Source organism: Acetobacterium sp. UBA5834, assembly GCF_002435675.1.
GTDB lineage: Bacteria > Bacillota > Clostridia > Eubacteriales > Eubacteriaceae > Acetobacterium > Acetobacterium wieringae.
This window is the reverse complement of record NZ_DJGY01000034.1, coordinates 52,483-77,865: the sequence shown is the minus strand read 5'-3', so window position 1 is coordinate 77,865 and position 25,383 is coordinate 52,483. Positions and strand designations below refer to the sequence as shown.

The window sequence follows — 25,383 nt, the reverse complement described above, 5'->3', positions numbered from 1 at the left end:
TAATTATATAATTTTTACCCGAATATGTACATCTTAAATCTTAATTCGCTTCTTTTTATCTTTTTGTCTTGTTATCATTTCAATAACTCAGCACAGTCTCCATACAAATAAATTAGACATGGACGACGTTTCATTTTTTATGCTATTATATCCTTATACTACAAAAGAATGAGGACAGCCACCATGAATACCAGAGATAAAATCTATAATACCGCCAAACGGCTATACCTGGAAAACGGTTACGCCAACACACCAAACACCATGATCGCCAAAGAAGCTGGAGTCAATCTGGGTTTGGTCACCTATTATTTTAAAACCAAAGACATTATCGCCAGTGATATGCTCAATTACAATTATGAGATGCTCTATTCGCATTTGCTTAAGTATCTCCCCACGGATGATGAATTGTTACAGTTAATCACCTTTTTTAAATTACATTTTAAGCTGACCGGAATTGACCCGCACTATGACCGCTTTATTTACGAAATGAATAAATTCGATTTACTTGAAAAAGCCACCCGGGATGGCAATCTTTATGAACTATATAAAACATTGGTTGCCCAGAACAATCAAATTGCCAGCTCCGACAAAGGTCTCACCCTGGATTGTGCTGTAACTGCCTCTTTTGGAGTAATTCGGGCCTTAACCATGAAGCAGTACGAAAAGGAAATCCAAATTTCAAAAGAAGAAATTTTCGATCTCTGTATCAATCAGATGTTTTACTCGCTAAAAATTGATTCGAATCATTTGCTAATTAAGTCTCTAATCAGCTCAGCCAACTGTACCATTGATCGATTGCTCGAAGAATATCCCCAATTAACGCAAGTAAAAAATTATTTGTATATCGAAGATGCCGCTATTGTTCGCAAACAATAGCGGCATCTTTTATTTTTTGTTTTATTGAGATATTAATCGTTTTCTTAAGGCTTTTTTTGGTTGTTTATTTTTATTTTACGAATTTAGTTGACTTTTTGCGATCGATCATATATATTGTAATTGCTCGCAAGCAATTACAATATTGGTTGTAAACGTGTTCGTTTTACTCATCACTTTAATGTATTTGACGATTCGCTTACGCACACACGTAAGCATCGCTAATAAAAACACCACACAAGGAGGAAAATATGTCAAAAATTCAAGAAGTCAAAGCAAAGGTCGAAGCTGGAAAATCAAAACTGGTCCCCGGACTGGTACAGGAAGCACTCGACGAAGGCAGCTCACCTGCAGAAATTCTCCAGGCCATGGTTGATTCCATGGGCATCGTTGGGGACAAATTCTCATCCGGCGAAATTTTTGTCCCGGAAATGCTAATTGCTGCCAAAGCCATGTCAAAAGGCGTGGAAGTATTAAAGCCACTGATGGCTGGCGATGGTTCCACCTCGCTGGGCACCTGCATCATCGGTACGGTTGCCGGTGACCTTCACGATATCGGTAAAAACCTGGTTTCGATGATGATTGAAAGTGCTGGTTTTGATATGGTTGATTTGGGCGTTGATGTCCCTGCTGATACCTTTGTTCAGGCGGTTAAAGACAATGCCAATGTCAAACTGGTGGCCTGTTCCGGTCTATTGACCACCACCATGCCAGCCTTAAAAGAAGCAGTACAGACCATTAAAGCCGCTCATCCGGAGATGAAAGTGATTGTTGGCGGCGCCCCGGTCACCCCGGAATATGCTGCTGAAGTCGGTGCTGATGGTTATGCCCCTGATGCCGGTAGCGCTGCCGTTAAAGCGAAAGAGCTGGTTACCGCTTAAATTCATCCTTCTTAAAAAATTAATTACAACAATTCCAAAAACCTAACATTTCCACCATTCTATTAAACATACCAAAATTTCAGGAGGTATTATTATGTTAACAAAACGACAAAACTTAATGGAAACCATCAAAGGCGGAAACCCCGATCGCTTTGTCAATCAATACGAGTTTATGGATCTGATCATGGAGGCTCCCATGGATTTACCGCTGGCACCTGCTCCTGGTACACGAGTAAAAAACAAATGGGGCATCACCTTCGATTGGCCTGCCGATCAAATCGGTTCATTTCCCATGCATGATGACGAACACAAGGCCTTAAAAGATATCACCGATTGGAAGAACCAAGTCAAAGCTCCGGCCATTGAAACCTCAGAAGAAGCCTGGGCTGCTGCCGTTGCCCATGCCAATTCAGTTGACCGCAACGACAAATTTGTCACCGCATTTTGTGCTCCTGGTATTTTTGAAATGACCCACCATCTGATGAGCATGGAAGATGCTCTGATGGCTTTGTACGAAGAACCCGAAGCCATGAAAGAACTGATCGATTATGTTGTTGAGTATGAATTGGCTTATGCCAATGAATATCTCAAACATATTCAACCCGATGCTTTATTCCATCATGACGATTGGGGCAGCCAAATCTCTACATTTATCTCTCCGGCAATGTTTGATGAGTTCATTCTGCCTGCCTACAAGAAAGTCTACGGCTTCTGGAAAGCCAATGGTGTTGAACTGATTGTTCACCACAGTGACTCCTATGCTGCGACGCTCGTTCCAGAAATGATCGAAATGGGTGTTGATATCTGGCAGGGCGTTATGACAACGAACAACGTGCCAGAATTGATCAAAAAATACGGTGGTCAAATTTCGTTTATGGGCGACATTGATAGCGGCCGGGTTGATTTCCCTGGCTGGACCCGTGAAAAAATTTATGAAGATGCGAAAAAAGCCTGCGAGGAATGTGGCAAACTCTATTTTATACCAAATTTAAGTCAAGGATTAAATATCAGCTCGTTCCCTGGGGTTTATGAAGCTACCAGCGAAGTGATCGACCAACTCAGTAAAGAAATGTTTTAAAATAGAAAAAATAAATTAGCTCTATCGGAAGCAAACTCAATGGGTTCTGTTTCATGATAGAGCTATTATTATTGAATAAAATCTTAAAAAAACATTTATCCCGAACCCATACATCGTTGAGATTTAATCAACGTAATCTGTAAATGAATACAGGGCTTAACTGTGCGGTTTTGGCATACAATTGAACGCCATTCAAAAACACTGATTGCATTAATTTGCAAAATACATTATAAAAAAAGCGCCATTTATTCGATTTGATCAATAAATTTTTGTGGTAATTATCTGTCTTTATAGTATAATTATAAGACTCCATCTTGTCTATAACAATCGGGGATTTTTTAAGCTTAATATTTTACTAATATTTCTTTCGCTGACGATGGATACTTATAATATATATAGAAGGAAATAATAAATTCCCGTTTTATAATAATAAATACTATTGAATGTTTACTCAACCAATAGTATTCTGGTCATAACAAAAGATTTTTCTGAGGAAGGTTAAAATGCGTATGAAACACACTAGTTTACCACCAAAGCAGGGACTTTATGATCCCGCTTTCGAACATGATGCCTGTGGTATTGGAGCGATTGTCCATATCAAAGGAAAAAAATCCCATGATATTGTAAAGCAGGCCTTAACAACACTTGTCAATTTACAACACCGTGGCGGTCGGGGCTCCGAACAGAACACTGGCGATGGTGCCGGAATTCTGATCCAGATCCCCCACCAGTTTATGGAAAAAGCTTCGATTAAAGAAGGCTTTACTCTGCCCCAACCTGGCGACTATGGTTTGGGGATGTTATTTATGCCCACCGATGTCAATGAAAGAAACCAATGCGAAAGAATTCTGGAAGACATTATCATCGAAGAGGGTCAAACCCTGCTGGGCTGGCGTGATGTTCCGGTGGATCTTTGTGATCTGGGAAAAACCGCCGTTGACAGTATGCCTTTCCTCAAACAGGTGTTTATTCAAAAAGATGCGGCTTTAACCGATACCATGGATTTCGAGCGCAAGCTTTACACCATTCGAAAACAGGCTGAAAAGAAAACAAAAAAAGCCGGACTATCCTTTTACGCTGCCAGTTTTTCATCCCGTACCATCGTCTATAAAGGGATGCTAACCGAAGATCAGGTCGGTCAGTTTTATCTGGATTTACAGGATCCCGATGTGACCACTGCCATTGCCATGGTTCATTCCCGTTTCAGTACCAATACCTTCCCCAGCTGGGAAAGAGCGCACCCCAACCGCTATGTGATCCATAACGGTGAAATTAATACCCTTCGAGGCAACGTCAACTGGATGTACGCCCGTCAATCCCTGCTCCAAAGCGAGCTTTTTGGCAATGAGCTGGAAAAGACCTTCCCGGTTGTTGATGTCGATGGTAGTGACTCGTCCATCTTTGATAACACCTTTGAATTTTTGAGTCTGACCGGACGTTCTCTGGCTCACAGTGCCATGATGATGATCCCTGAACCCTGGGCCAAGCACCAGACCATGAGTCCTGAGAAAAAAGCCTTCTATAATTACCACGCCAGAATGCTGGAACCTTGGGACGGACCTGCCGCCATTGCGTTCACCGACGGTGTTCGCCTGGGTGCCGTTCTTGACCGTAACGGCCTCCGTCCTTCCCGCTACTATGTGACCAAGGACGACATGGTTATTCTTTCCTCAGAAGTCGGTGTTTTAGACATTCCCCCTGAAAACATTCTTTGCAAGGAGCGTTTAAAACCAGGACGAATGTTGATGATTGACACTGAAAAAGGTGAAATCATCAACGATGAAGATCTGAAACACGCCGTTGCATCGCAACAGCCTTACGCCGAATGGCTTGAAAAACATAACATCCCGATCACCAAATTACCAGAACCAAAGACAAAGTATGTCACTGATAAGGCAACCCTGATTCAGCGTCAAAAAACTTTTGGCTACACTTATGAAGATTTAAAAGCATTGATTATCCCAATGGCTAAAGACGGTGTTGATCCGATTGGTGCAATGGGTAACGATATTCCACTGGCCGTTTTGTCCGATAAATCCCAGGTTCTGTTTAATTACTTTAAGCAGATGTTCGCTCAGGTAACCAACCCGCCAATTGATGCCCTGCGGGAGGAATTGATCACCGGAACGGAAGTCTATCTCGGCGGCGAAGGTAACCTGATTAATCCATTGCCCGAAAGTTGTCACCAGATCAGTCTGGATATGCCGATTCTTAGCAATGAAGATCTGGAAAAAATCCGGCAGCTTAATGATCCCCGAATTAAAACCATTACCTTATCCACCTTGTTTGAAAGCAATACCGGTGGTGACGGTCTGGAAAAAGCCCTGAACGACATTTTTGCTGCCGCTGATCAGGCAATTGCTGACGGCAATACGATCATTGTCCTTTCTGACCGGGGTGTCAATGAAAAAATGGTTCCCATCCCATCGGCACTGGCGATTGCTGGTCTCCATCATCATTTGGTTAATAATCTGACCCGAACCCGAGTCAGTTTAGTTGTCGAGTCCGGCGAACCCCGGGAGGTTCATCATTTTGCCGTACTGATCGGCTATGGCGCCACCGCTGTTAATCCCTATCTGGCTTTCGAAAGCGTTGCTGATCTGATTGATCGTGGCATGTTAACCGATGTAGCCTATGAAAAAGCGGTCAAAACCTATATCAAAACCGTCAGTAAAGGGGTCATCAAGGTTCTGTCAAAAATGGGTATCTCAACCATTTTAAGTTATCATGGTGCCCAAATTTTTGAAGCCGTGGGGATCAACTCCGAAGTTATTGATAAATACTTCACTCGAACCCCTTCGCGAATCGAAGGGATTGGCATCAACGAAATCGCCCGGGAATCACAAATGCGTCATGATGAGGCCTACCGTAATCCCTTTGGCGATGCCAATGCGCTGGAATCCGGCGGTAATTTTCAATGGCGGGCCGATGGTGAATATCACACCTATAACCCCGAAGCTGTTTATAAACTGCAAACTGCCTGCCGAAACGGTGATTATCAGACCTATCAGGAATACACAGCTCTGATTAACGAACAAAGCCAACGAACCTGTACGTTAAGAGGCATGATGACTTTTAAAGATCTTGCGCCGATTTCCATTGATGAAGTTGAATCCGTCGAAAGCATTTGTACCCGCTTTAAAACCGGAGCGATGTCCTACGGTTCATTAAGCAGCGAAGCCCATGAATGTCTGGCCATTGCCATGAACCGGATTGGTGGCAAGAGTAATACCGGTGAAGGCGGTGAAGATCCCGAAAGACACATTCCTCTGCACAATGGCGATTCCCGACTCAGTGCCATTAAACAGGTGGCGTCCGGTCGCTTTGGAGTGACCAGCCACTATCTGTCCAGTGCCCAGGAAATTCAGATCAAAATGGCCCAGGGTGCAAAACCAGGGGAAGGTGGACAATTGCCTGGACGTAAAGTTTATCCCTGGGTTGCCAAGACCCGCTATTCAACACCTGGTGTCGGCTTGATTTCACCACCGCCACACCATGATATTTATTCCATCGAGGATTTAGCCGAGCTGATTCATGACTTGAAAAATGCCAACCGTGAAGCCAGTATCAATGTCAAACTGGTTTCTGAAGTTGGTGTTGGAACCATTGCCGCTGGTGTTGCCAAAGCAAAAGCCGATGTGATTCTAATCAGTGGTTACGATGGCGGTACTGGCGCCTCACCGCGAACCAGTATCCGACACGCCGGTTTACCCTGGGAACTTGGACTGGCGGAAACCCATCAGACGCTGGTACTCAATAACCTGAGAACCCGGGTAAAAGTTGAAACGGACGGTAAACTGCTTACGGGTAAAGATTTAGCGGTGGCAACCTTACTGGGCGCTGAGGAATACGGCTTTGCGACTGCACCACTGGTTATTCTTGGTTGTGTTATGATGCGGGTCTGCCACCTGGATACCTGCCCGGTTGGGGTGGCAACACAAAACCCTGAGCTACGCAAGCGATTCACGGGTGATCCTGGTCATGTTGTTAACTTTATGAAATTTATCGCCCAGGAACTGCGGGAAATCATGGCCGAACTCGGTTTTCGAACCATTGATGAAATGGTTGGCCGTTCCGATAAACTGGAAATGAACAAAGCCATTGATCATTGGAAAACCAAAGGGCTGGATTTCTCCAGTATTTTATACCAACCAGCCATTCCAGAAGGCGGCGGTTTATATTGTCAAATCAAGCAAAACCACAATATCGAAAAATCCAAGGATCTAACCGAACTCCTGGCACTCTGCCAACCTGCTTTGGAAAAAGCTGAAAAAGTGGTCATTAACACCACAATTAAAAATGTCAACCGGGTTGTCGGTACCATCGTCGGAAATGAAGTTACCAAACGCTATGGTGAAGCTGGTCTTCCTGAAGACACCATCACCATTAACCTCAAAGGTTCTTCCGGACAAAGTCTTGGTGCCTTTATGCCCAAAGGCATGACCATCAAGCTGGAAGGTGATGCCAACGACTATTTCGGTAAAGGCTTATCCGGTGGAAAAATGGTCATTTATCCACCTAAAGAAGCGACCTTTGTTCCAGAAGAAAACATCATCGTTGGAAATGTCGCCTTTTACGGCGCCACCGAAGGCGAGGCTTTTATTCGAGGTGCCGCCGGTGAACGTTTCTGTGTAAGAAACAGCGGTGTTACTGCCGTTGTTGAAGCAGTGGGCGATCATGGTTGTGAATACATGACCGGCGGAAAGGTCGTCATTCTGGGAAAAACCGGGCGAAATTTTGCCGCCGGAATGTCCGGTGGAATTGCTTATGTGCTGGACTTGGATGAAAACTTCTGTGAATCCTGCAATGCTGAAATGGTTGATCTGGTAAAAATCACCGATGCGGTCGAATTGGCTGAGCTTAAAGAGTTGATCATCAAACACCATGATTATACCAACAGCTCACTGGCTCAAAAAATCCTGGATGACTTTGATCACTACGCAAAACAATTCACCAAGGTTTTACCTCGAGATTATAAACGGATGCTGGATGCCATGGAACGGGTTAAAGCCCTCGGTCTTACCGGCGATGAGGCCTTAATGGCGGCTTTCGAAGAAAATAACCGGGATCTGTCCCGGGTAAGTGGAAACTAGAGAGGAGGTAAACAATTATGGGAAAATCAACAGGATTTTTAGAATATAACCGGGAAGTGCCCAAGGATCGGGAACCTCTTGAACGGATTAAAGACTGGCAGGAATTTCATTTAGAGCTGCCGGAAGAAAAACAACGTCTTCAGGGCGCCCGCTGTATGGATTGCGGCGTACCCTATTGCCACTCTGGCATGATGATTGCTGGCGGTGCCTCTGGCTGCCCAATTCATAATTTAATCCCTGAATGGAATGATATGATTTACAAGGGGTTGTGGAAAGAAGCCCTGATTCGACTGCTTAACACCAATAATTTCCCTGAATTCACTGGCCGGGTTTGCCCGGCTCCCTGTGAAGGGGCCTGCACCGTCGGCTTAAACCAACCACAGGTAACCATCAAAACCAATGAGTGCACCATTATCGATCATGCTTTTAAAGAAGGCTGGATTACGCCAAACCCGCCAAAACTGCGAACCGATAAAAAAATCGCCGTGGTGGGCTCCGGACCAGCTGGTCTGGCCTGTGCGGCGGAACTCAATAAAGCTGGCCATAATGTTACAGTTTACGAGCGGGCCGACCGGATTGGGGGACTGCTGATGTATGGTATCCCCAACATGAAGCTGGATAAGATTGCTGTCGTTCAGCGTCGGGTTGACCTGATGACCGCCGAAGGAATCAACTTTGTCACCAGTACCGAGGTCGGTAAAGACTACGCCATTGCCGATTTAAAAGCCGATTACGATGCGGTGGTTTTATGTGGTGGCGCCACCAAACCCCGGGATCTGCCAGTGGAAGGCCGAAATCTTAAAGGCGTTGATTTCGCAATCAACTTTTTATCAGCCAACACCAAAAGCCTGCTGGACTCCAACCTGACTGATGGTAATTTTACCTCTGCCAAAGACAAGCATGTGGTCATCATCGGGGGTGGCGATACTGGTACCGACTGTGTTGCCACCTCAATTCGTCATGGCTGTAAAAGTGTGCTGCAATTGGAAATCATGCCCAAACCGCCGACCTCCCGAGCAGAAACCAATCCCTGGCCGGAATGGCCCAAAACCTACAAGCTGGATTATGGTCAGGAAGAAGCAGTGGCCCTGTATGGCAGTGATCCCCGCCAATACTGTACCACCACTAAAAAAATTGTCGGCGATGCCGAAGGCCATGTTATAGAAGTCCATACCGTCGAAATTGAGTGGATTGCTGATGAAAACGGACGGATGACCATGAAGGAAATCCCCGGAACTGAAAAAATTCTGCCTGCAGATCTGGTTTTACTGGCGATGGGCTTTCTGGGACCGGATGACCTGCTGGTTGACCAACTGGGTCTGGAACGGGATCCCCGCTCCAATGTCAAAGCCGATTACGGTGTTTACCAAACCAGTGTGGACAATATCTTTGCTGCCGGTGATATCCGTCGAGGCCAAAGTCTAGTGGTCTGGGCCATCAATGAAGGCCGTGAAGCCGCCCGAGCCTGTCACAATTATTTAACTAAAAAATAAATTGCTCCATAACGCATCTAAAACAGCCACAAAATCCGCACTGGATCGTGTGGCTGTTTTTTTAGGTTCATCTTAATCTTTGGGTGAGTGTTTTAGACAATCACAATCTCACCTTCCAATATGCCGGCACTGTTTTCTTTTTCAAAATAGTTAAAGAGAGTCGTTCGGATGTCCTGAACCACTTCCAGGGTGTAGCCTTCCAATCCATAGTCGGCCATATTTGTTGTGATCCGATCAATCTGATCCGGGCTATAAACTTCCCCAATCAAATCCAGTCGCAGATTTTTTCTTTCCGGGTCAATGGTTGCTCGCATGGTGGTGGTTGTCGACGAATCGACTTCAGCATTCACAAATGATTGAACCTTACCCGTAAGATGCTGGTTCAGTATCGAATCAATCGACACATAGATTGCGGAAACCGCTGCCGGAATGGTGATCAGAATCATCCCAATAATGATCCCCCGCTTTAAAATTTTATTGAAGCGCTCTTTAACCACCGCAGCTTGCTTGAGCTGCAACAGCTTACAAAAAGCAAAGGTTGCCAGCATAATAAAAAAAGCATTAATCAGAAATAAATAAGCCGCCGGGAAAATATAATCCGGGTTGCTGTTGGCGATGCCATAGCCAACGGTACACATTGGTGGCATGAGTGCAGTGGCAATGGCAACACCGGGAATGACATTGGTTTTTTCTTTTCTAGTTATTCCGATGACCCCGGCGGTTCCACCAAAGAAGGCAATCAGCATGTCAAAAAAAGAGGGCCCGGTTCTGGCGATCAATTCACTGGTAGCCTCATGAATCGGGGTCAGCGAGAAATAAATGGAAGCGCCAATCAGGGCAATAATAATCTGAATCATAAAATTAAGGGCGGCGTTTCGTAGCAATAACCCGTCATAGGTCGCCAGACTATAGCCCATGGCAATGATCGGATTCATCAGCGGTGATATGAGCATCGCTCCAATAATAACCGCCGTTGAATTGGTGTTTAAACCAACCGAAGCGACAATAATGGCACAGAAAAGAATAATCAACGGGGCACCCTTTAGCTTCACACCAGCTACAATACTTTCGTGGATAGCATCGGCACCCATCTGATCGGATCGGATATCAAATAAACCATTTTTAAGATAATCAATCATGCTAAATCTCCCAATCTCATTTGCTTATTGTCTTTTATTACCCAATCGAGCATTAAACAAACCTCACTTTTTTATGATTATCAAAAAACTGACTTCTAAACTCCACCCATTTTCTGGCGCTCATTTTTATAGATCCGTCCAACCACAAAAAAGCTGAAAGCCGATTCCACAATTAATTCTGTAGAATCGGCCTCAGCTTACAATCTCAGTTGTCATTTTTTGGGACTCACCCCTTTCTGCTTATCAAAAATCTTCCGCTTCGCATTTCCAATGTAAATAGTTCACTTGCTCCAGGGATTATCTTACTTTTTATTTCGCTTTTACGATCCTTTTCTGCCGTTTTTGCATTGGGGATTTTTTATGAAATAAATTTCTGAACAATCTGTTCTCTCGTCCAAATTTCTCCCGTTTGTTACGCTGAATTTCAATTGAAAATCATCTTCTCTTCTCACGTTGATTACCTATTCTTGATCTATTATTTTTATTATGAACACATCGTTTTAATGTGCTGATCATAATGTCAATACCGATCGCCAATAAATCTGACTGTGATTAACGATGTACTCCTCAATTCTTATGACTTTAAGAATTTTTCCACCGTAGAGTGTAAGATCGAAAAATCAGTTCCTTGAAGTTTATCTCTGATCTTCTTTCAATCTGATAAGCTTCTCCCTGATTTTTTCATTCAGTTAAGTGATTCTTTACTTTTCAATGATCCTGTCATTAAATTGGAAAAGGATTTGGTTGATCCTTGATTCAATTATATTGTATCATGTTTATGGCAAAAGTAAACAACTACACTGTAAACGTTTGTAACTCTTTTGTAAAGAATTAATCTGGCTTTATTATGCCATTTTTAAAAATAATGCTTAGATTTTTTTTTTAATATTCATCGCCTTTTGTTAATAAATTCCTTCATTATGGGTATTAAATAAATGGCTATTCTTTCAAAGAGAGGTGTTGTAATGGTAAGAGTTGAAGACATTAGTATGAGCTACCAAGTTTATGGATCCGGATACCCTCTGCTTTTAATAATGGGTTATGGTGGAACCATGAACCTGTGGGAGGAACGGTTTTTACGTTCGCTGTCAAAAAAATACAAGGTGATTGTCTTTGACAACCGCGGCATGGGTGAAACCAGTTCAGGTCATAAGCCTTTTACAATTGAACAGTTTGCTGAAGACACCTATGAAATGCTGGTTGCATTAAAGATAGAAAGTGCCCATGTGCTGGGATGGTCCATGGGGGCATCAATTGCTCAGGAGTTAGCCTTAAGGCATCCTGAAATTGTTAACAAACTGATTCTATACGCTTCACTTTGTCATCCGGAAATCTTTCCTCCTGAACCAAAGGTTCTTTTCCGGCTTGAAAACACACTGGGAATTCCCTCTGAAAAAGGTTATGAGTGGCTGCGACTGATCTTCCCTCCTGAGTGGATAAAAAATAATCCGGATCGCATTCGGGAAATATTTCATCGCCCGCTGGGGGTTATGAATCCTGATTCGATCCTGAAACAAGCTGATGCGATCAACAAGTGGGAAGGTTCCTGTAATCGCATTCCTTTTCTAAAACACGAAACTCTGGTTATTGATGGTAAAGACGATTTGATTCTCCCTTCCGAAAATGCCGAATATCTGGCCAGTCGATTGCCGAACTCCAAGCTCATTTTGATCCCCGAAGCAGGACATGGCTTAATGTTTCAAAAACCGGATAAATTCACGTTAATCATTAATCTATTTCTTGACTGATACAACCGGTTCGTCCTTTAAATTTTGCAAACTCACAGCAACGCTGTTCCATAATAGATAATTCATTGCATGACTTGAGGCTGGTTTCTAAACGAAGAGACCAGCCTTACTTATATATCTTTTTTTCTGGCTATCGGTTTATGCTAAAGATTTCCTCACAGACCGGATTTTTCTGCATAATTCCAACAAATAACGAAACAATATCGGGATCAAACTGTGAACCCGCATTTTTCTGAATTTCAGCTAAGGCATTTTGGCAATTTGTTGCTTTTTGGTAGATTCGGTTCTCAGTCATTGCATCATAGGCATCTGTGATTGCGATAATCCGTGACAACAGCGGAATCTCTTCTCCGACTAGGCCTTTCGGGTAACCACTACCATCCCAATGCTCGTGATGGCAAAGAATATACTCAGCGATCGATACCAGCTCTGGTGAAGCGCAAGCAATACGATAGCCAATTTCTGGGTGCTTTTTCATTTCAATCCATTCTTTTTCAGTCAGTTTTCCAGGTTTTGCCAGAATCCGATCATCAATTCCGACCTTGCCAATATCATGAAGTGTCGCCAGTAATTCCAGATTGTCCAGTTCGATTTGGGAAAGATTGAGGGCTTGACCAATCATTCGCGACAAAGCCGCCAAGCGTTCAGAATGCTCCTCGGTTTCATGGCTTTTTTCATACATCGTCGCTTTGATTGAAGCAATAATAGCGCTATGTGAGCTGCGTTGCTCCAGTAGTTTGCGCTGGTTCATGTATAATTCAGCTCTTTTGATGGTTTCCTTCAAATCGCCATGGGGTTCTTCTTTTGTTCCCGAACCCAAGGCCACATTAATATGAAATGCCTCATTCAAAATCCGCCGATTATGTTCAGCAAAACTTTGCTTTATTTCTTCCATCTGTTTCAGCGCCGCTTCCCGGGATGTTTTTGGCATCAGGATGCTAAATTCATCACCTCCGGTTCTGGCAACTATTTCACCCTTCTGACAACTGTTTTTCATGATCCGGGATGTTTCAATGATCATCCGATCTCCAGCTTCATGGCCAAAGGCATCATTCATCAGTTTAATCCCATTGATGTCACCAATTATAATTGAAATCGGCAACTGTTCATTGATGTTAATCCGCTTTTGCTCTTCCTCCCAAAAGAGACGATTGTACAACCCCGTCAGATGGTCATGATAACTTAAATATCGGTATTTTTGCTCACTGGCTTCCAGACTTTTTTGGGATCTGATGATGATTTTTGCTTGTTTCTCAAGCCCCTCATAAATGATTTGGATAACAAATAACAAACCAATTCCCAGGATCTGACTGCTGATGGCAACGATCGGCCATCTTGATCCGTAATCAGCAATGGCAAATTCATTGAAAAAACTGCTGAACAACAGCACTGTAATAACCAGAAAAGCAAACAGATTAAAAGCAATAAATTTCAAAACCCATTTTTTATCCAGCAGCGACCCGGATAACACCAGCACCACTGTTACACATACCATTCCGGCTCCCATGGGTCCAGCCACAATCAGCACCAGCACACTGGCAAAATAGCCGGTCAGCAGGAAAAAGAGTTTTTTGATTCGAAGATTGATCTTATGATTAAGCAGAACAAAGACGGAGACAAAATACAGTAAAAACTCCATAACCGATACCACATACTTGCCTTCCTCATAAAACAGATAGGCACCGTAAAAGAACAGAATCGGCCCCAACAGAATAAAATAGAAGGTAATATCATAAAATAAATGATTCTTTAGATAATTGAGATCCCGATCTCGATTCCCCTCTCCGTTGTTTTTTATATTATAAGTAATGGCTCTCAGGTTTTTTAACCGCATTTTTATGAAGCCCATCATAACAGCAATCTTTTGTCTGATTATCTGATTCATCCTTCATAACCCTTTCAACACATACTGGAACTGTCATATTTCTATAGATATAAATGCTTAGTAATTTGATACCCCCTGTTTATACGTTTAGTCACCTGCCTTTTTAAATATCCCATTTCTGATCGTTTTTAAGCATTAAAAAACCGCCAATTGTTCATTGACAGACAATTGACGGTTTTTTATTTACTATACTTTTTCAGCAATGGTTCGAATTAACTCTTCTGAAGCTTTCCATCCCAGGCAGGAATCAGTAATGGATTTGCCATATACCCCACCATCGACTGGCTGGTTCCCTTCTTCAATGTAACTTTCAATCATCAGACCCTTCACATACTTTTTCAAGCTGGCGTCATAATGACGATTACGCAGGATTTCCCGGGCAATTCGGGGCTGTTCACAAAAACGCTTGTTGGAGTTGGCATGATTCAAGTCAATGATAACGGCCGGGCAGGAAAAATCCCGCTTTTCATATAACTTAATCAGATGCATAATATCTTCATAATGATAGTTGGGATAGTTGCGTCCATGCTGATCCACCGATCCGCGCATAATCGCATGGGTCAGCGGATTTCCATTTGTTTTTACTTCCCAACCCCGGTAGATAAAGGTGTGCCCTGCCTGAGCGGCCTGAATGGAATTCAGCATTACTGTAATATCACCACTCGTCGGGTTTTTCATTCCCACCGGAATTTCCAGACCCGAGACCGTTAACCGATGTTTCTGATTTTCCACCGATCGGGCCCCGATCGCCACATAACTGAGCAAATCTTCCAGGTAGGCATAGTTTTCGGGATATAACATTTCATCCGCACAGGACAAACCTGTTTCTTCAATGGAACGGATATGCAATTGGCGAATGGCTTTAATCCCCTCAACCATGTTTGCCTCTTTGTTTGCATCCGGTTGATGAAGCATCCCCTTATACCCTTCGCCGGTGGTTCGTGGTTTATTGGTATATATTCGCGGAATGATGATAATCTTATCGGCCACTTCCTTCTGAATTGCACTTAAACGATTCACATAATCAATCACGGCTGTTTCATTATCTGCTGAACAAGGCCCAATGATTAAGATGAAGCGATCGTCCTTTCCTTCAAACACATCTCGGATCATCTGATCCCGCTGGGTTTTTATTTTTTTGCCCGTTTCAGATAAAGGCATCATTTTCAAAATTTCACTGGGTGAGGGGATTTCCTGGATCAACTCAAAACTCATTTGTTACTCCCTTTTTCACAATTTTTCGCCAAAATTTACCCCGATCTGACCGCTGCCGGTAATTCTGACCGTTGTATCGACACTTTTAGTTTGTATTTATTATAGTGATTAATGCTCCAACTGACAAGGATTATTATTGATTCCCTGCGCATCCCAGATTGGAGGGTTTTCTGGAACCATTTTTTGATTGTTATTGGACATGACGACTGCCACTCGAAAGATCTGATCATCTGCTTCAAATCGAGCTTCGCCGTCATACTTTTGGGCAATGGCCGTCACCGACACAATTCCAATACCTGATGACTGCTCTCTTTTCCGGGAAAGGAAAGTGCCGTTTTTCATCGGGATTATCCCACTAAAGCGATTGTCCACCGTAATATATAACTTGTTGCCAATAAACTGCGATGCCAGTTTAATCATCTTTTCCCCTGAGGTGATTCGCCGGTTGGCTTCCAGGGCATTTTCCAGAACATTTCCAAAAACCACACATAAATCCGTTTCATCAATTTTTAAATCCTGGGGCACCATTGCTTCAATGGTAAAATCAATCGCTTCGAGCTTACAAATATTGGCGTAATAGCCTAATATGGCATTAACGGCATCATTGCTACAATACAAAATATCTGCGATGCTCAAACGGTTCCCCAGTAATTCGGCGATGTAGCTTTCGGCCTTGTCTCCATTTTTTTGTTGGATTAATCCCAGCACCGCATTTAGATGATGCCGCAGGTCGTGCTCACCTTTGCGGGTCTCTTCAATACAGACCCCAAATTTCTTGTAATATTCAGACTGAAACAGCAATTGTTGTTTGATGACTTCATTACTTTCAGACAGAATCATGTTTTTCTGTGTTTGTTCCAGCATTTCAATGACTACATAATAAATCAGGTAAAATCCTAAAAACGAGACCAGATTAAACACCAGAAACTGCCATTGGGCAATCAAAGCGGGATTCATAGCGGCAAAGGCTAGGCTGATAATATAATAAACCATCGGAATAATCCAAAGGTATCCCCATGCCTTGTTACGGGTCGTCATCACCTGAGCAACTTTTTTTCTGAAGAAAATCCATACCAACGGATAAGTCAGGGCCAGGATCGCACATTGAAACAGATTAAAATAAAAAGAATAGGAGGTTTGAACATAAACCCGGTGCAATCCATAAGTCAGATAGGCAACCTCCAGAAACTTGGCCATATTGACAATAAAATCGGCATAGCTTTTAACCAGCAGGCCGACAAACAGAAGTTTAGCGGGGGTTCCTCGAACCATTGCCGTATAAACTCCGAGGTAGAGCAACAGAAAAAAAACACTGTGGAAAAAACGCAAACTGTTCCAATCCGGTACCCACTCAATGATCACGATCACCGAGATGATGTTTAAGACCATACACAAGGTTCCCGCTACGATCACCGTTTTTTTCGAATACCGGAGCTGCTTCCAGACTGGTATAAAGGCTAAGATAAAATAGGGGCCGATCGACAAAACAATTCCCCAGATAATATTCAAATTACTGGTTGACACTGGATTCACCTCTGACTTTTGCGAAGATAAAGTCCAGATACTTTTGGCGGACCGCTACGCTGCTGCTGCGGGGGATTCCCACCCGATCACCATTCTTCATAATGAAATCAGTGGTGGTGTAATCCTCAACCTGATTCATATTAATGATGCTGCAACGGTGGCAGCGCAAAAATGGTGTGCCGCCTAGCATATTTTCCAACTGAGATAAGGGCAAATAGGTTTTAATTTCTTCCTGAGCTGTATGAATAACCGAAATCTTATTAAACACCTCCACATAAATAATATCTTTAAGACGGATGGCAACTTCCAGTTTTCCATTGGGAATGCGAATCGCTTGTCCCCCCTCCGCCAGCACTACCTGACAACGATCTAATGCTTCAAAGATTTTTTCTTTGGTGATGGGCTTGATGATGTAATGCTGGGCTTTTAACTCAAAGCCTTCGATGGCAAAATCTTTGCTTGAGGTAATAAAAACCATTTGGCAGTCTTCACCTGAATTTCGCAGCCTTTTCCCAATTTCGATACCGTTGCCTTCTTCTAAATAAATATCTAAAAAGACGATGCTGAATGAATTTGGCTGGTAATGGGCCCAAAAATCCACCGCCGTCGAAAAAAAAGAGATTTCGAAATCACAGCAATTAATGGCACTGTATTCTTTTAAATACCACTCAATTCTTTCCTGGTGTTCCTGTTCATCTTCACAAACTGCTATATAAACCATGCTGTCCTCCATCTGACCGTTGATTCATTAACTGTTTTTTGATAATTTTATCATATTCAATCCGATTTCACAATTTATTTGCAACTTTCCAGACAGCGTGAAACGGCTATTTTCACCGTGAATTTGAATTGTTATCACATTTGTTTGCTGTTATGATTGTCTTATGTTAAATTTATTTATGAGGTGAAAAGTATGAAAAAAATGAAGTTTTTCAGTATCCTAATGGTTTTTGCTCTGTCGCTGTTTATTTTTACCGGCTGTAGCGGTTCATCATCTTCTGATGATTCCGATGATGCCACCGTTTATTCTCAGGATTTTACCATTGTTAATGACACCGGGATCGAGATTTACGCAATCTATGTTTCTCCCACTGGTGAAGCCAGCTGGGGTGATGATCTCCTGACTACTGATACGTTGCCAAGCGGAAGTTCAACGGACATCGTTTTTGATACCGAGGTTGAAGAACAATACTGGGATTTGATGGTTGCCGATTCGGCAGGTACCACCGTTGAGTGGTCGAACATTGATTTGTTCTCAGTTTCCGAAATTACCTTAAAAATTGAGAACGGCAATCCCACGGCTACCTTTAAGTAAAATTCAAAACCCGCTGAGAATCAATAAAAATTCTCAGCGGGTTTTTTAGTTCTATTTTTGAGTCGTTTTTCTTAAAACATTAAGGCGCTCATTTTATCAATGGCTTCATCGTTTGATTCATAAACACCTGGGAAGCAGCCAAAATTCAAACCATGGCTGGCCCCCGGAATAAAGTAGAGTTTACCACATCGTTCGCAGGCTTCCTTTGTTTTTTCAAAAACAATCTCCGGTGTCCAACCTGGGAAGTCAATGACACCACTGTCAATATCGCCCATAAAGGAGATTTGACCACCATATTTTTTGATCAGTTCTGGCACATTATTGGTTGTCATAACCCCCTGCCAAATGTCGATTCCCATTTCAATCATCGCTGGAACCAGGTTGGCGGCATAGGAATCGCTATGATGAACAATCAACTCTACCCCGTTATCCTTGTAAAAACCATAGATTTTTTTATAAGCCGGAACAAAGAACTCCTCAAACATTTCCGGTGATACAAACGAAGAACGTTGGCTACCCCAGTCATCATGATGGAAAATACAATCGGGATGGAGGCGGCTAACCATTTCTTTGGCATAAGCCAGTTCATACTCAACCAGATAATCAATCAGATCATGCATCGCTTCGGGTTCTTCATACAGGGCCATCAAGGCATCTTCCATGCTCATCAGATGATGGGTCATTTCGAAGATTCCCGGCGCTACAAAGGCAGTTACAAATTCTTCATTGCGATCGACGGCATTCGCATGAGCAACCGCTGCTGCCCAGGCTTCATCTGACGTTTCCACCGCTGGTGCTTTTACCTGACTGCGCCAATCGGTGATATCTTTTAAAACCTTGTGCGCATCATCATGAATCGGAAAACCACCCAATTGACCTTCCGGCCAGGTAAAGGTAATTCCCCAGCCATTTTTTATTGTCTGTCCCGGCCCGCACATGGCTCCGATGGGCGCTTCCATAATCAAATTCATAAACTCATATTGTTTTACAAAGCGATCGGGATTTCCACCTTTAATGGTTTCCAGTAAATTCTGTCTTTTTGTCAGCATTCTAATACCTCCTAAAATTATATGGATCGTTGTGAACCTGCCTTGAGCAACGCCCGCTTGTTCTTTTAAACCGATACTGTTATGCGGTTACCAATTCTTTGGCTTTAACTGCCGCACTTCCGGCATCAGGAGCATAGCCATCAGCACCAACTTCAGTTGCGTACTCTGGCGTAACTGGCGCCCCACCAACGATTACTTTTAAATCCGGATACGCCATTTTAATCGTCTGAACCGCTTCTTTCAAGGCTGGCATGGTCGTCGTCAACAGACCGGAACAGGCTACCAGCTTGACATTTGCATTATCCTTTACTGCTTGAACAAAGGTATCAGCCGGGACGTCAACGCCCAGATCGACCATATCAAAACCGGCACTTTCAATCATCATCGAAACCAGGTTTTTACCGATATCATGAAGATCACCAGCCACCGTTCCGATAACACAAGTACCCAGCGAAGCTGAACCGTCACCAGCCATCAGCGGTTTTAACACTTCTACACCTTTAGACATGGCTTTAGCGGCAATCAGCATTTCCGGTACAAAGATTTCCCCGGATGAGAATTTATCCCCGACCACACCCATTGAATCCACCATGGCCTGAAGAATTTCTGCCGGTGCACTGCCTTCATCTAGGGCTTCCTGAACCAATACCGGAACCAGCTTTGACTTTCCAGCTTCAACCTTTGCTTTTACTTCTTCGATTTTTGACATTTTTTCCTCCAATTTTAAAATCGATTTATGATATCTGGATGATATCGGTTATATTAACGATTCCACGTGTGTGCGTGTAATCCCTAATTTCTGATACGATGACGTAACGACTGATGCTAGTTTTACAACTGTTAAGTTCTCAAATAGCCGTTATCTCGGGAATGTGATAGCGATTACATCGCTTGACTGGATCACTTTTGTGCCATTCTTTTTTACAGCACTCGTTGGCTGCCTGATTTAATCACTTTCGCAACTGAGACAATTTTAAATCAATTTAATGTTTATGTCAACAGTTATTTATAAAATCAATCGCTTTTACTAATTAGGAAATCATGGCTATTTACAAATCAAATCAGTCTCCGTTTTTTCCGACTATTAAGTTAATATAAAAAATCTCCCTTTCCGGGTTGGCGCTTACAGCCAGACGGAAAGGGAGATCATATTTGCTATCTGTTAAAAGGGTTCCGTGGCAAACTGACTAGTTAAATAATACACACCCAACATAGGTTAGGGTATTAGGGCCATAGTAATATTCAAGCTGATTTAGTTTACACAAGTCACTAACAAGAATTCCAAAGGCTTCCATGGATGAGAAGGCTTTCTCGGGAAAGCGGCAGGCATCTTCTGGATAGGTACATTTTTGACACAGTGAACAACATCCATCGCCCAGTGGAAGCATATCCGCTTTTTTTTCAAACAGGGCTTCAACCAGCCGATCAAAGCTGGCATTGTGCTTGTTCTTGATCTCTTCCATCCCTTCAAAATCAAAACTGTCTTCTAATTCGCCGGTGGTTTGAACAATCACGCCATGCTTGTAATTTTTTACCTTTGTTCCACATTCTTCCAATGTTCCGCATCCCGGTGGACATGCCCAATTGGTATCATAGATCTGACACTTATTATCGGCACACATTTGTCTGACTTCGGGGTTTAAATCAATGGTGGAAACCTCAAGTTTGGCTGCTCTCGTAAATCCACTTTTATCGGCCAGATCCAATACTTCTGCTAATTCGATCATTTCGTTTTCTCCGCTTTCCTGTGATAACTATTTTTAGTTTTCACTAAATTAATGATAATTCTAGCACATTTTTTCGTATAAATATAGCCTTTTCTTGAACAACCATACAATAACAAACTCTTACTCGCATTTAATTTCAAAGCTTGAAGAAAGATTATCGGGAATCTGTACCGATCGTTCACATTAACAGAAATGCGATCATTGGAATCGTAACAACCGAAGCCAGGGTCGTGATAAAAACGCCTTTTGTAGCCAGCGCAACATTGTTTTCGTAGCGATTGGCAAAAAGTACCGAAGATGTTGCCACCGGCATCGCAATGATGATAATCACAATTCCCAGTAAATAGGGATTTATGATCACATTTCTTAAAATCACCCAGGCCAATAAGGGCAACAAGACCTGCTTAATAATCACGTAGGGATACAGTCTGAACTCGGCAAAAACGCTCCGAACTGAAATCCCTGATAAAGCAATGCCGATTACAATCATGGCCAGGGGCGTCGTCGTCGACCCGACGGTTTTTAACGTATCGTTAAGAAGCTCCGGAAATTTAAAATGGCAGGCAAACATAATAACTGCAATAATCGATGACACCATCCCCGGGGATAAAAACTTTCTTACATCCAGCGCATTTCGACCCTCTTTTGACATCAGCATAATCCCCAGGGTAAAGTTGCTGACATTAAAAATTAGATTAAAGATCGTTGCATAAAAAATAGCGCTTTCCCCAAAAATCGATGCGATCACAGGAAAACCCATAAAGCCAACATTAGACCAAATGGTCATATACATGTATAAGTAACGGTCTTCTTTTGGCACCATCAGGATTCGGACAATCAAATAAGCAATAAACGGCATCACCACATAAAAAAGAATGGAAATTATAAACATCATAATGACATCCGAATTATTGGTATCGGCTGGCATGGTTGCCACCGAGGCCAGCATCATACATGGCAGCGTAATACTTAAAATAAAATTCGAAAGCTGTGATCCGAAATTCCCACTGACAACTTTTTTCTTTGCTGCAATATATCCAAAAGCCAAAATCAAAAATAATTCCAACATCTGGCTGATCACCACCATTATATCCATCGGCCTGCTCCTCAAATAAAAATAGCCTATCACAAGCTCGGTTTAAATTCAACCCAATTGCCAAAAGGAGCTCAAACTTGAAACCGTTTAAAGGTTTTGGCCGATTCTCTTAAGCCTTGTCTAATGCTGCAGTAATCGCTCTTTGCGGTTACAATGTGAATTCAATATTTTTTTTAAAAAAACAAGAAATAAATTACACATTTAGTTGGTTTTCTGCTACAATCAACTTTAGACGGGTTAGCCTCGGCGAGACTGCCCGATGTTCTGATTTTAAAACAATAGAGGTAGCGATGAGAAAGAAAACCACCCCAAAATTACGAATCAAAAATTTACCCCGTTTCCTGACATTTTCGGCAATGAGTCTGATTATTCTCGTTATCATTACCATGTCTTTGTTTTTTTTAATGAATAAAATGGCCGAAGCCTTTAATACCCAAAAACAGATCCTTCAGACTTCATCTGCTAATTCGTCCGACCCCAATGCTGCCAAAACAGAAACCGTAATCAGTAATAATCAGCAGAATGCCAAAACGGAAACCAAACCCCAGGTGACGGATGATGATCCCCTGGCCGATATAAAAGCTCGACTTCGGAGTGGAGACACTGCCGGGATCAAGGTTGTTTTTCTGACCTTCGATGATGGCCCCAGCGAAAATACCGGAGCACTTCTTGATATACTCAATGAATATGATGCCAAGGGCACCTTTTTTACCACCCTCCATGACAATGACAATGCCAAAGCCATGTATCGCCGGATTGTTGATGAAGGCCATACCCTGGCTAATCATACCAGCAGCCACGATTACGGCCTTTACAGCAATCCGGAAGCCTTTTTTGCCGATGTTGAGGAGCTGGATCAATTCCAAAAATCAATAACGGGTCAAAAAGAAACCAGCCACGTTTTTCGTTTTCCAGGTGGTTCAACAAACTCCAATGAGGCCTGTGTTCAGGGCATCGTTAGTCGGGGTTTTAATTACAGCGACTGGAATGTTTCTTCCGGAGACGGCTGCTCTGATCCACCGCCAAGTGATGTTATTGCCCAAACGATTATTGAAGGATGTCGGGAAAACGATGTATCGGTTGTTTTATGCCATGCTGAACTCAAAGAATCCAGCCGAAATGCCATTCCCATCGTTATTGAAACGCTCCAGGCTGAAGGTTATGTCTTTTTACCGATGGAGAAGGACTATACCTATCCCCGCCATTTAGAAGTTTAACCGGCCGTTTTTACCCGGAATAACCAATAGACCCAAATAGTAAACCCACCGTTTTTGCGGTGGGTTTACTATTTGGGTCTGGGTCGTATTGCCGTACTTTCATATTGCTTATGACGGTACATATCATCTTCCGCCCGTTTAAATATTTCTTCGATATCTTCTGCCTCGTTATTTTTTGTTTCGTAGCCAAAAGAAATGGATACCGCCAATCCACCGACTTTTTCCGCTGCCGCTAGGCTTTTGATCTTATTGATCATCATTTCGATGACCGAACCCGCTGTTCGTGGTAAGATCACAATAAATTCATCCCCGCCCAGTCTGGCAACAATATCGTCCTTGCGACAGACCTGGCTGATAATGCTGGCCGTTTTGATTAACAGCTCATCCCCCATCAAGTGTCCCAACGTATCGTTGACGAATTTTAAGCCATTAACATCTCCCAGCAGAAGGGTCAATGGTAAATTTTCTTTTTTATCCAGTCTCGCCAATTCCTGTTCATAATACCGGCGATTATAAAGCCCCGTTAAATAATCATGATAGCTGAGATAGAGAATCTCTTTTTCATTTTGCCGTTTTTCATTAATAAAGCGGGCTTGAAGCAGATTCTGGAAGGCCATATTTGACAGCTGATTGGCAATGGTATGGAGTAATTTTGCAATTTTTTCAAACCGTTGGATGGACATCCGGGGCACTTCTCTAAATGCCCGCAAGACATCATCTTCATCGGCACCGATTTCCCGGGCATAAGCGACTAATTGGGACTCTTTGATGTTTTCATCCCGGACCTGACCGATCAGCCAATTTGCCACGTGTTTACCACCCACCGTAATCGCCGCCCCGGCATCCCACAGACCACCACTTAAACATCTTTTAATGATGGGCCCGTCGACTGAATAGGCACCAATTGCCGCATCCGATTTATAACAATTCTGACAGCCACGTACAGTCTTGCGAATAATATCCCGACAAAGCCTGGTGAAGTTGGAGGGTTCGGTTATTGGGGTGCCATCGGTCAGGGTGATCACTGAAGCAACACCGGTTGCCTCAGAAAACTGATCCTGCAATCGCTGAATGGTCTCCAGATCGATTAATTCAGAAAAGTCAATTGTGCTGGTATCTTCAGCTGGTCTGGTCAACTCCAGCATCCGCCTTTCTAATCGCTGTTCGATTTTTTTGCGATCCGTAATATCCCGGGCAGCCGCATAAACCAACTTTCCCTGGGGCCGGGAAGACCATTCAATCCAATGATATGTTCCATCTTTGGCCCGGTAACGATTGGTAAAGTTAACCACCGGGTTCTGTTCATTAAGACGATTCATCACCTCCCGGGTTACCTGAACATCATCCGGATGGACAAAATCCAGATATTTTGTCCGGATCAATTCTTCGCAACTGTACCCCAACACCTCTTCCCACGCCCTGTTTGTTTTGACAAAATATCCATCCATATCAGCAATGCACAAAAAATCCAGGCTCAATTCAAAGAAATTGTTCAATTCCTCCAATTGTGTCTTTTCCTTCGTGATATCGATAAAATGGGTAATAAAAAAACCTTTTTTCGGGGCATATGCAAGGACCCGACACCAAATGTTAAGGGCCGCCGTATATTGATCAAACTCTTTTTTGCCACCATTTAAAGCAATGTCACCATAGAAACGAATCCAATCAAAGCTGTCATTAACAATTTCTGGCAAAACCTCTGTGATTCGTTTCCCAAGTATTTTAGCCCCAAAGAGCCCTGTCAGTTTTTCAAAAGCCGGATTGACTTCAATAAACTCATAATCACACGGCTTACCGGCTTCATCACAGACAATTTTGTGATAAGCATAACCCATCGGGGCATGTTCCAGAATCGATTGATACATAGCGTCATTCATGCGGCTTCACCCTTTCAGCTAACTTTTATGAACCATAACAATTCTTATATACCCCAATGCTGGCGATTTATGCCTGGATCTTCTGCCAATCACTTCATTTTCTTCAAATTTTATCCGTTTCTGCATCTGTTCAACTTTGATCCCATTCATTGAAAAAGAGGATCTATCCCGGT

Annotated in this window: 18 protein-coding genes; 8 read left to right on the top strand and 10 right to left on the bottom strand. The window is 42.9% G+C overall.

The features are described 5' to 3' along the window. Nucleotides 1-183: 183 nt before the first annotated feature. From B3F51_RS07405 to B3F51_RS07385, 5 genes are all read left to right on the top strand, one after another. On the top strand, nucleotides 184-876 hold the full coding sequence (locus tag B3F51_RS07405) for a TetR/AcrR family transcriptional regulator (RefSeq protein WP_286946365.1): 693 nt from the start codon (nucleotides 184-186) through the stop codon (nucleotides 874-876). Nucleotides 877-1,124: 248 nt separating this feature from the next. Next, on the top strand, nucleotides 1,125-1,754 hold the full coding sequence (locus B3F51_RS07400; RefSeq protein ID WP_070370249.1) for a corrinoid protein: 630 nt from the start codon (nucleotides 1,125-1,127) through the stop codon (nucleotides 1,752-1,754). Nucleotides 1,755-1,848: 94 nt separating this feature from the next. Continuing rightward, a complete protein-coding gene (locus tag B3F51_RS07395) occupies nucleotides 1,849-2,832 on the top strand; it encodes a uroporphyrinogen decarboxylase family protein (RefSeq protein ID WP_070370250.1) in 984 nt (327 codons plus the stop codon). 509 nt (nucleotides 2,833-3,341) lie between these two features. Further along, complete coding sequence (gene gltB, locus B3F51_RS07390; RefSeq protein ID WP_286946417.1) at nucleotides 3,342-7,925, top strand: glutamate synthase large subunit; 4,584 nt, start codon at nucleotides 3,342-3,344, stop codon at nucleotides 7,923-7,925. 17 nt (nucleotides 7,926-7,942) lie between these two features. Further along, the gene (locus tag B3F51_RS07385) at nucleotides 7,943-9,418 is read left to right on the top strand and encodes a glutamate synthase subunit beta (protein WP_228878285.1); all 1,476 of its coding nucleotides are present in this window, start codon (nucleotides 7,943-7,945) and stop codon (nucleotides 9,416-9,418) included. 92 nt (nucleotides 9,419-9,510) lie between these two features. Here B3F51_RS07385 and B3F51_RS07380 read toward each other — a convergent pair whose 3' ends face one another. Next, nucleotides 9,511-10,557, bottom strand: a complete 1,047-nt coding sequence (locus tag B3F51_RS07380) for a DUF389 domain-containing protein (RefSeq protein WP_070370252.1) — start codon at nucleotides 10,555-10,557, stop codon at nucleotides 9,511-9,513. Nucleotides 10,558-11,522: 965 nt separating this feature from the next. Between B3F51_RS07380 and B3F51_RS07375 the strand changes: the two genes are divergently transcribed. Further along, nucleotides 11,523-12,305: an alpha/beta fold hydrolase gene (locus B3F51_RS07375; RefSeq protein ID WP_286809783.1), complete on the top strand. Its 783-nt coding sequence runs from the start codon at nucleotides 11,523-11,525 to the stop codon at nucleotides 12,303-12,305. 130 nt (nucleotides 12,306-12,435) lie between these two features. Here the strand turns inward: B3F51_RS07375 and B3F51_RS07370 are convergent, their stop codons facing one another. From B3F51_RS07370 to B3F51_RS07355, 4 genes are all read right to left on the bottom strand, one after another. Further along, a complete protein-coding gene (locus B3F51_RS07370) occupies nucleotides 12,436-14,190 on the bottom strand; it encodes a bifunctional diguanylate cyclase/phosphohydrolase (RefSeq protein ID WP_070370254.1) in 1,755 nt (584 codons plus the stop codon). A 186-nt stretch (nucleotides 14,191-14,376) separates the two neighbouring features. Beyond that, complete coding sequence (locus tag B3F51_RS07365) at nucleotides 14,377-15,405, bottom strand: 3-deoxy-7-phosphoheptulonate synthase (protein ID WP_286946364.1); 1,029 nt, start codon at nucleotides 15,403-15,405, stop codon at nucleotides 14,377-14,379. 108 nt (nucleotides 15,406-15,513) lie between these two features. Next, nucleotides 15,514-16,929, bottom strand: a complete 1,416-nt coding sequence (locus tag B3F51_RS07360; RefSeq protein WP_286946362.1) for a sensor histidine kinase — start codon at nucleotides 16,927-16,929, stop codon at nucleotides 15,514-15,516. Beyond that, nucleotides 16,916-17,650 carry a LytR/AlgR family response regulator transcription factor gene (locus B3F51_RS07355; RefSeq protein WP_286946360.1) on the bottom strand — a complete coding sequence of 245 codons (735 nt, stop codon included), beginning with the start codon at nucleotides 17,648-17,650 and terminating at the stop codon, nucleotides 16,916-16,918. The genes B3F51_RS07360 and B3F51_RS07355 overlap by 14 nt, the downstream gene beginning before the upstream one ends. 192 nt (nucleotides 17,651-17,842) lie before the next feature. Here B3F51_RS07355 and B3F51_RS07350 point away from each other — a divergent pair, with 192 nt between their 5' ends. Next, nucleotides 17,843-18,244: a hypothetical protein gene (locus B3F51_RS07350; RefSeq protein ID WP_250933748.1), complete on the top strand. Its 402-nt coding sequence runs from the start codon at nucleotides 17,843-17,845 to the stop codon at nucleotides 18,242-18,244. Nucleotides 18,245-18,315: 71 nt separating this feature from the next. Here B3F51_RS07350 and B3F51_RS07345 read toward each other — a convergent pair whose 3' ends face one another. The 4 genes from B3F51_RS07345 to B3F51_RS07330 form a co-directional block, all read right to left on the bottom strand. Then, nucleotides 18,316-19,293 carry a uroporphyrinogen decarboxylase family protein gene (locus B3F51_RS07345; RefSeq protein ID WP_070370258.1) on the bottom strand — a complete coding sequence of 326 codons (978 nt, stop codon included), beginning with the start codon at nucleotides 19,291-19,293 and terminating at the stop codon, nucleotides 18,316-18,318. Nucleotides 19,294-19,372: 79 nt separating this feature from the next. Then, nucleotides 19,373-20,002 (bottom strand): corrinoid protein, encoded by a 630-nt coding sequence (locus B3F51_RS07340; protein WP_148637165.1) that lies wholly within the window; start codon nucleotides 20,000-20,002, stop codon nucleotides 19,373-19,375. A 478-nt stretch (nucleotides 20,003-20,480) separates the two neighbouring features. After that, entirely contained in the window at nucleotides 20,481-21,020 is a 540-nt protein-coding gene (locus B3F51_RS07335; RefSeq protein ID WP_070370260.1) for a DUF2284 domain-containing protein, read from the bottom strand. Nucleotides 21,021-21,198: 178 nt separating this feature from the next. Next, nucleotides 21,199-22,116, bottom strand: a complete 918-nt coding sequence (locus B3F51_RS07330) for an AEC family transporter (protein WP_070370261.1) — start codon at nucleotides 22,114-22,116, stop codon at nucleotides 21,199-21,201. Between the two features lie 290 nt (nucleotides 22,117-22,406). On the opposite strand from B3F51_RS07330, the gene B3F51_RS07325 reads away from it, so the two are divergent. Beyond that, nucleotides 22,407-23,333 (top strand): polysaccharide deacetylase family protein, encoded by a 927-nt coding sequence (locus tag B3F51_RS07325; RefSeq protein ID WP_286946357.1) that lies wholly within the window; start codon nucleotides 22,407-22,409, stop codon nucleotides 23,331-23,333. A gap of 68 nt (nucleotides 23,334-23,401) precedes the next feature. Here the strand turns inward: B3F51_RS07325 and B3F51_RS07320 are convergent, their stop codons facing one another. After that, nucleotides 23,402-25,210, bottom strand: a complete 1,809-nt coding sequence (locus B3F51_RS07320; RefSeq protein WP_250933752.1) for a PocR ligand-binding domain-containing protein — start codon at nucleotides 25,208-25,210, stop codon at nucleotides 23,402-23,404. Nucleotides 25,211-25,383 lie beyond the last annotated feature (173 nt).

Excerpts from the sequence above, each read along its gene's own strand:
- B3F51_RS07405 (WP_286946365.1), top strand. The coding sequence starts at position 184 with ATGAATACCAGAGATAAAATCTATAATACCGCCAAACGGCTATACCTG.
- B3F51_RS07400 (WP_070370249.1), top strand. The coding sequence starts at position 1,125 with ATGTCAAAAATTCAAGAAGTCAAAGCAAAGGTCGAAGCTGGAAAATCA.
- B3F51_RS07395 (WP_070370250.1), top strand. The coding sequence starts at position 1,849 with ATGTTAACAAAACGACAAAACTTAATGGAAACCATCAAAGGCGGAAAC.
- gltB (WP_286946417.1), top strand. The coding sequence starts at position 3,342 with ATGAAACACACTAGTTTACCACCAAAGCAGGGACTTTATGATCCCGCT.
- B3F51_RS07385 (WP_228878285.1), top strand. The coding sequence starts at position 7,943 with ATGGGAAAATCAACAGGATTTTTAGAATATAACCGGGAAGTGCCCAAG.
- B3F51_RS07380 (WP_070370252.1), bottom strand. The coding sequence starts at position 10,557 with ATGATTGATTATCTTAAAAATGGTTTATTTGATATCCGATCCGATCAG.
- B3F51_RS07375 (WP_286809783.1), top strand. The coding sequence starts at position 11,523 with ATGGTAAGAGTTGAAGACATTAGTATGAGCTACCAAGTTTATGGATCC.
- B3F51_RS07370 (WP_070370254.1), bottom strand. The coding sequence starts at position 14,190 with ATGAATCAGATAATCAGACAAAAGATTGCTGTTATGATGGGCTTCATA.
- B3F51_RS07365 (WP_286946364.1), bottom strand. The coding sequence starts at position 15,405 with ATGAGTTTTGAGTTGATCCAGGAAATCCCCTCACCCAGTGAAATTTTG.
- B3F51_RS07355 (WP_286946360.1), bottom strand. The coding sequence starts at position 17,650 with ATGGTTTATATAGCAGTTTGTGAAGATGAACAGGAACACCAGGAAAGA.
- B3F51_RS07350 (WP_250933748.1), top strand. The coding sequence starts at position 17,843 with ATGAAAAAAATGAAGTTTTTCAGTATCCTAATGGTTTTTGCTCTGTCG.
- B3F51_RS07345 (WP_070370258.1), bottom strand. The coding sequence starts at position 19,293 with ATGCTGACAAAAAGACAGAATTTACTGGAAACCATTAAAGGTGGAAAT.
- B3F51_RS07340 (WP_148637165.1), bottom strand. The coding sequence starts at position 20,002 with ATGTCAAAAATCGAAGAAGTAAAAGCAAAGGTTGAAGCTGGAAAGTCA.
- B3F51_RS07335 (WP_070370260.1), bottom strand. The coding sequence starts at position 21,020 with ATGATCGAATTAGCAGAAGTATTGGATCTGGCCGATAAAAGTGGATTT.
- B3F51_RS07330 (WP_070370261.1), bottom strand. The coding sequence starts at position 22,116 with ATGGATATAATGGTGGTGATCAGCCAGATGTTGGAATTATTTTTGATT.
- B3F51_RS07325 (WP_286946357.1), top strand. The coding sequence starts at position 22,407 with ATGAGAAAGAAAACCACCCCAAAATTACGAATCAAAAATTTACCCCGT.
- B3F51_RS07320 (WP_250933752.1), bottom strand. The coding sequence starts at position 25,210 with ATGAATGACGCTATGTATCAATCGATTCTGGAACATGCCCCGATGGGT.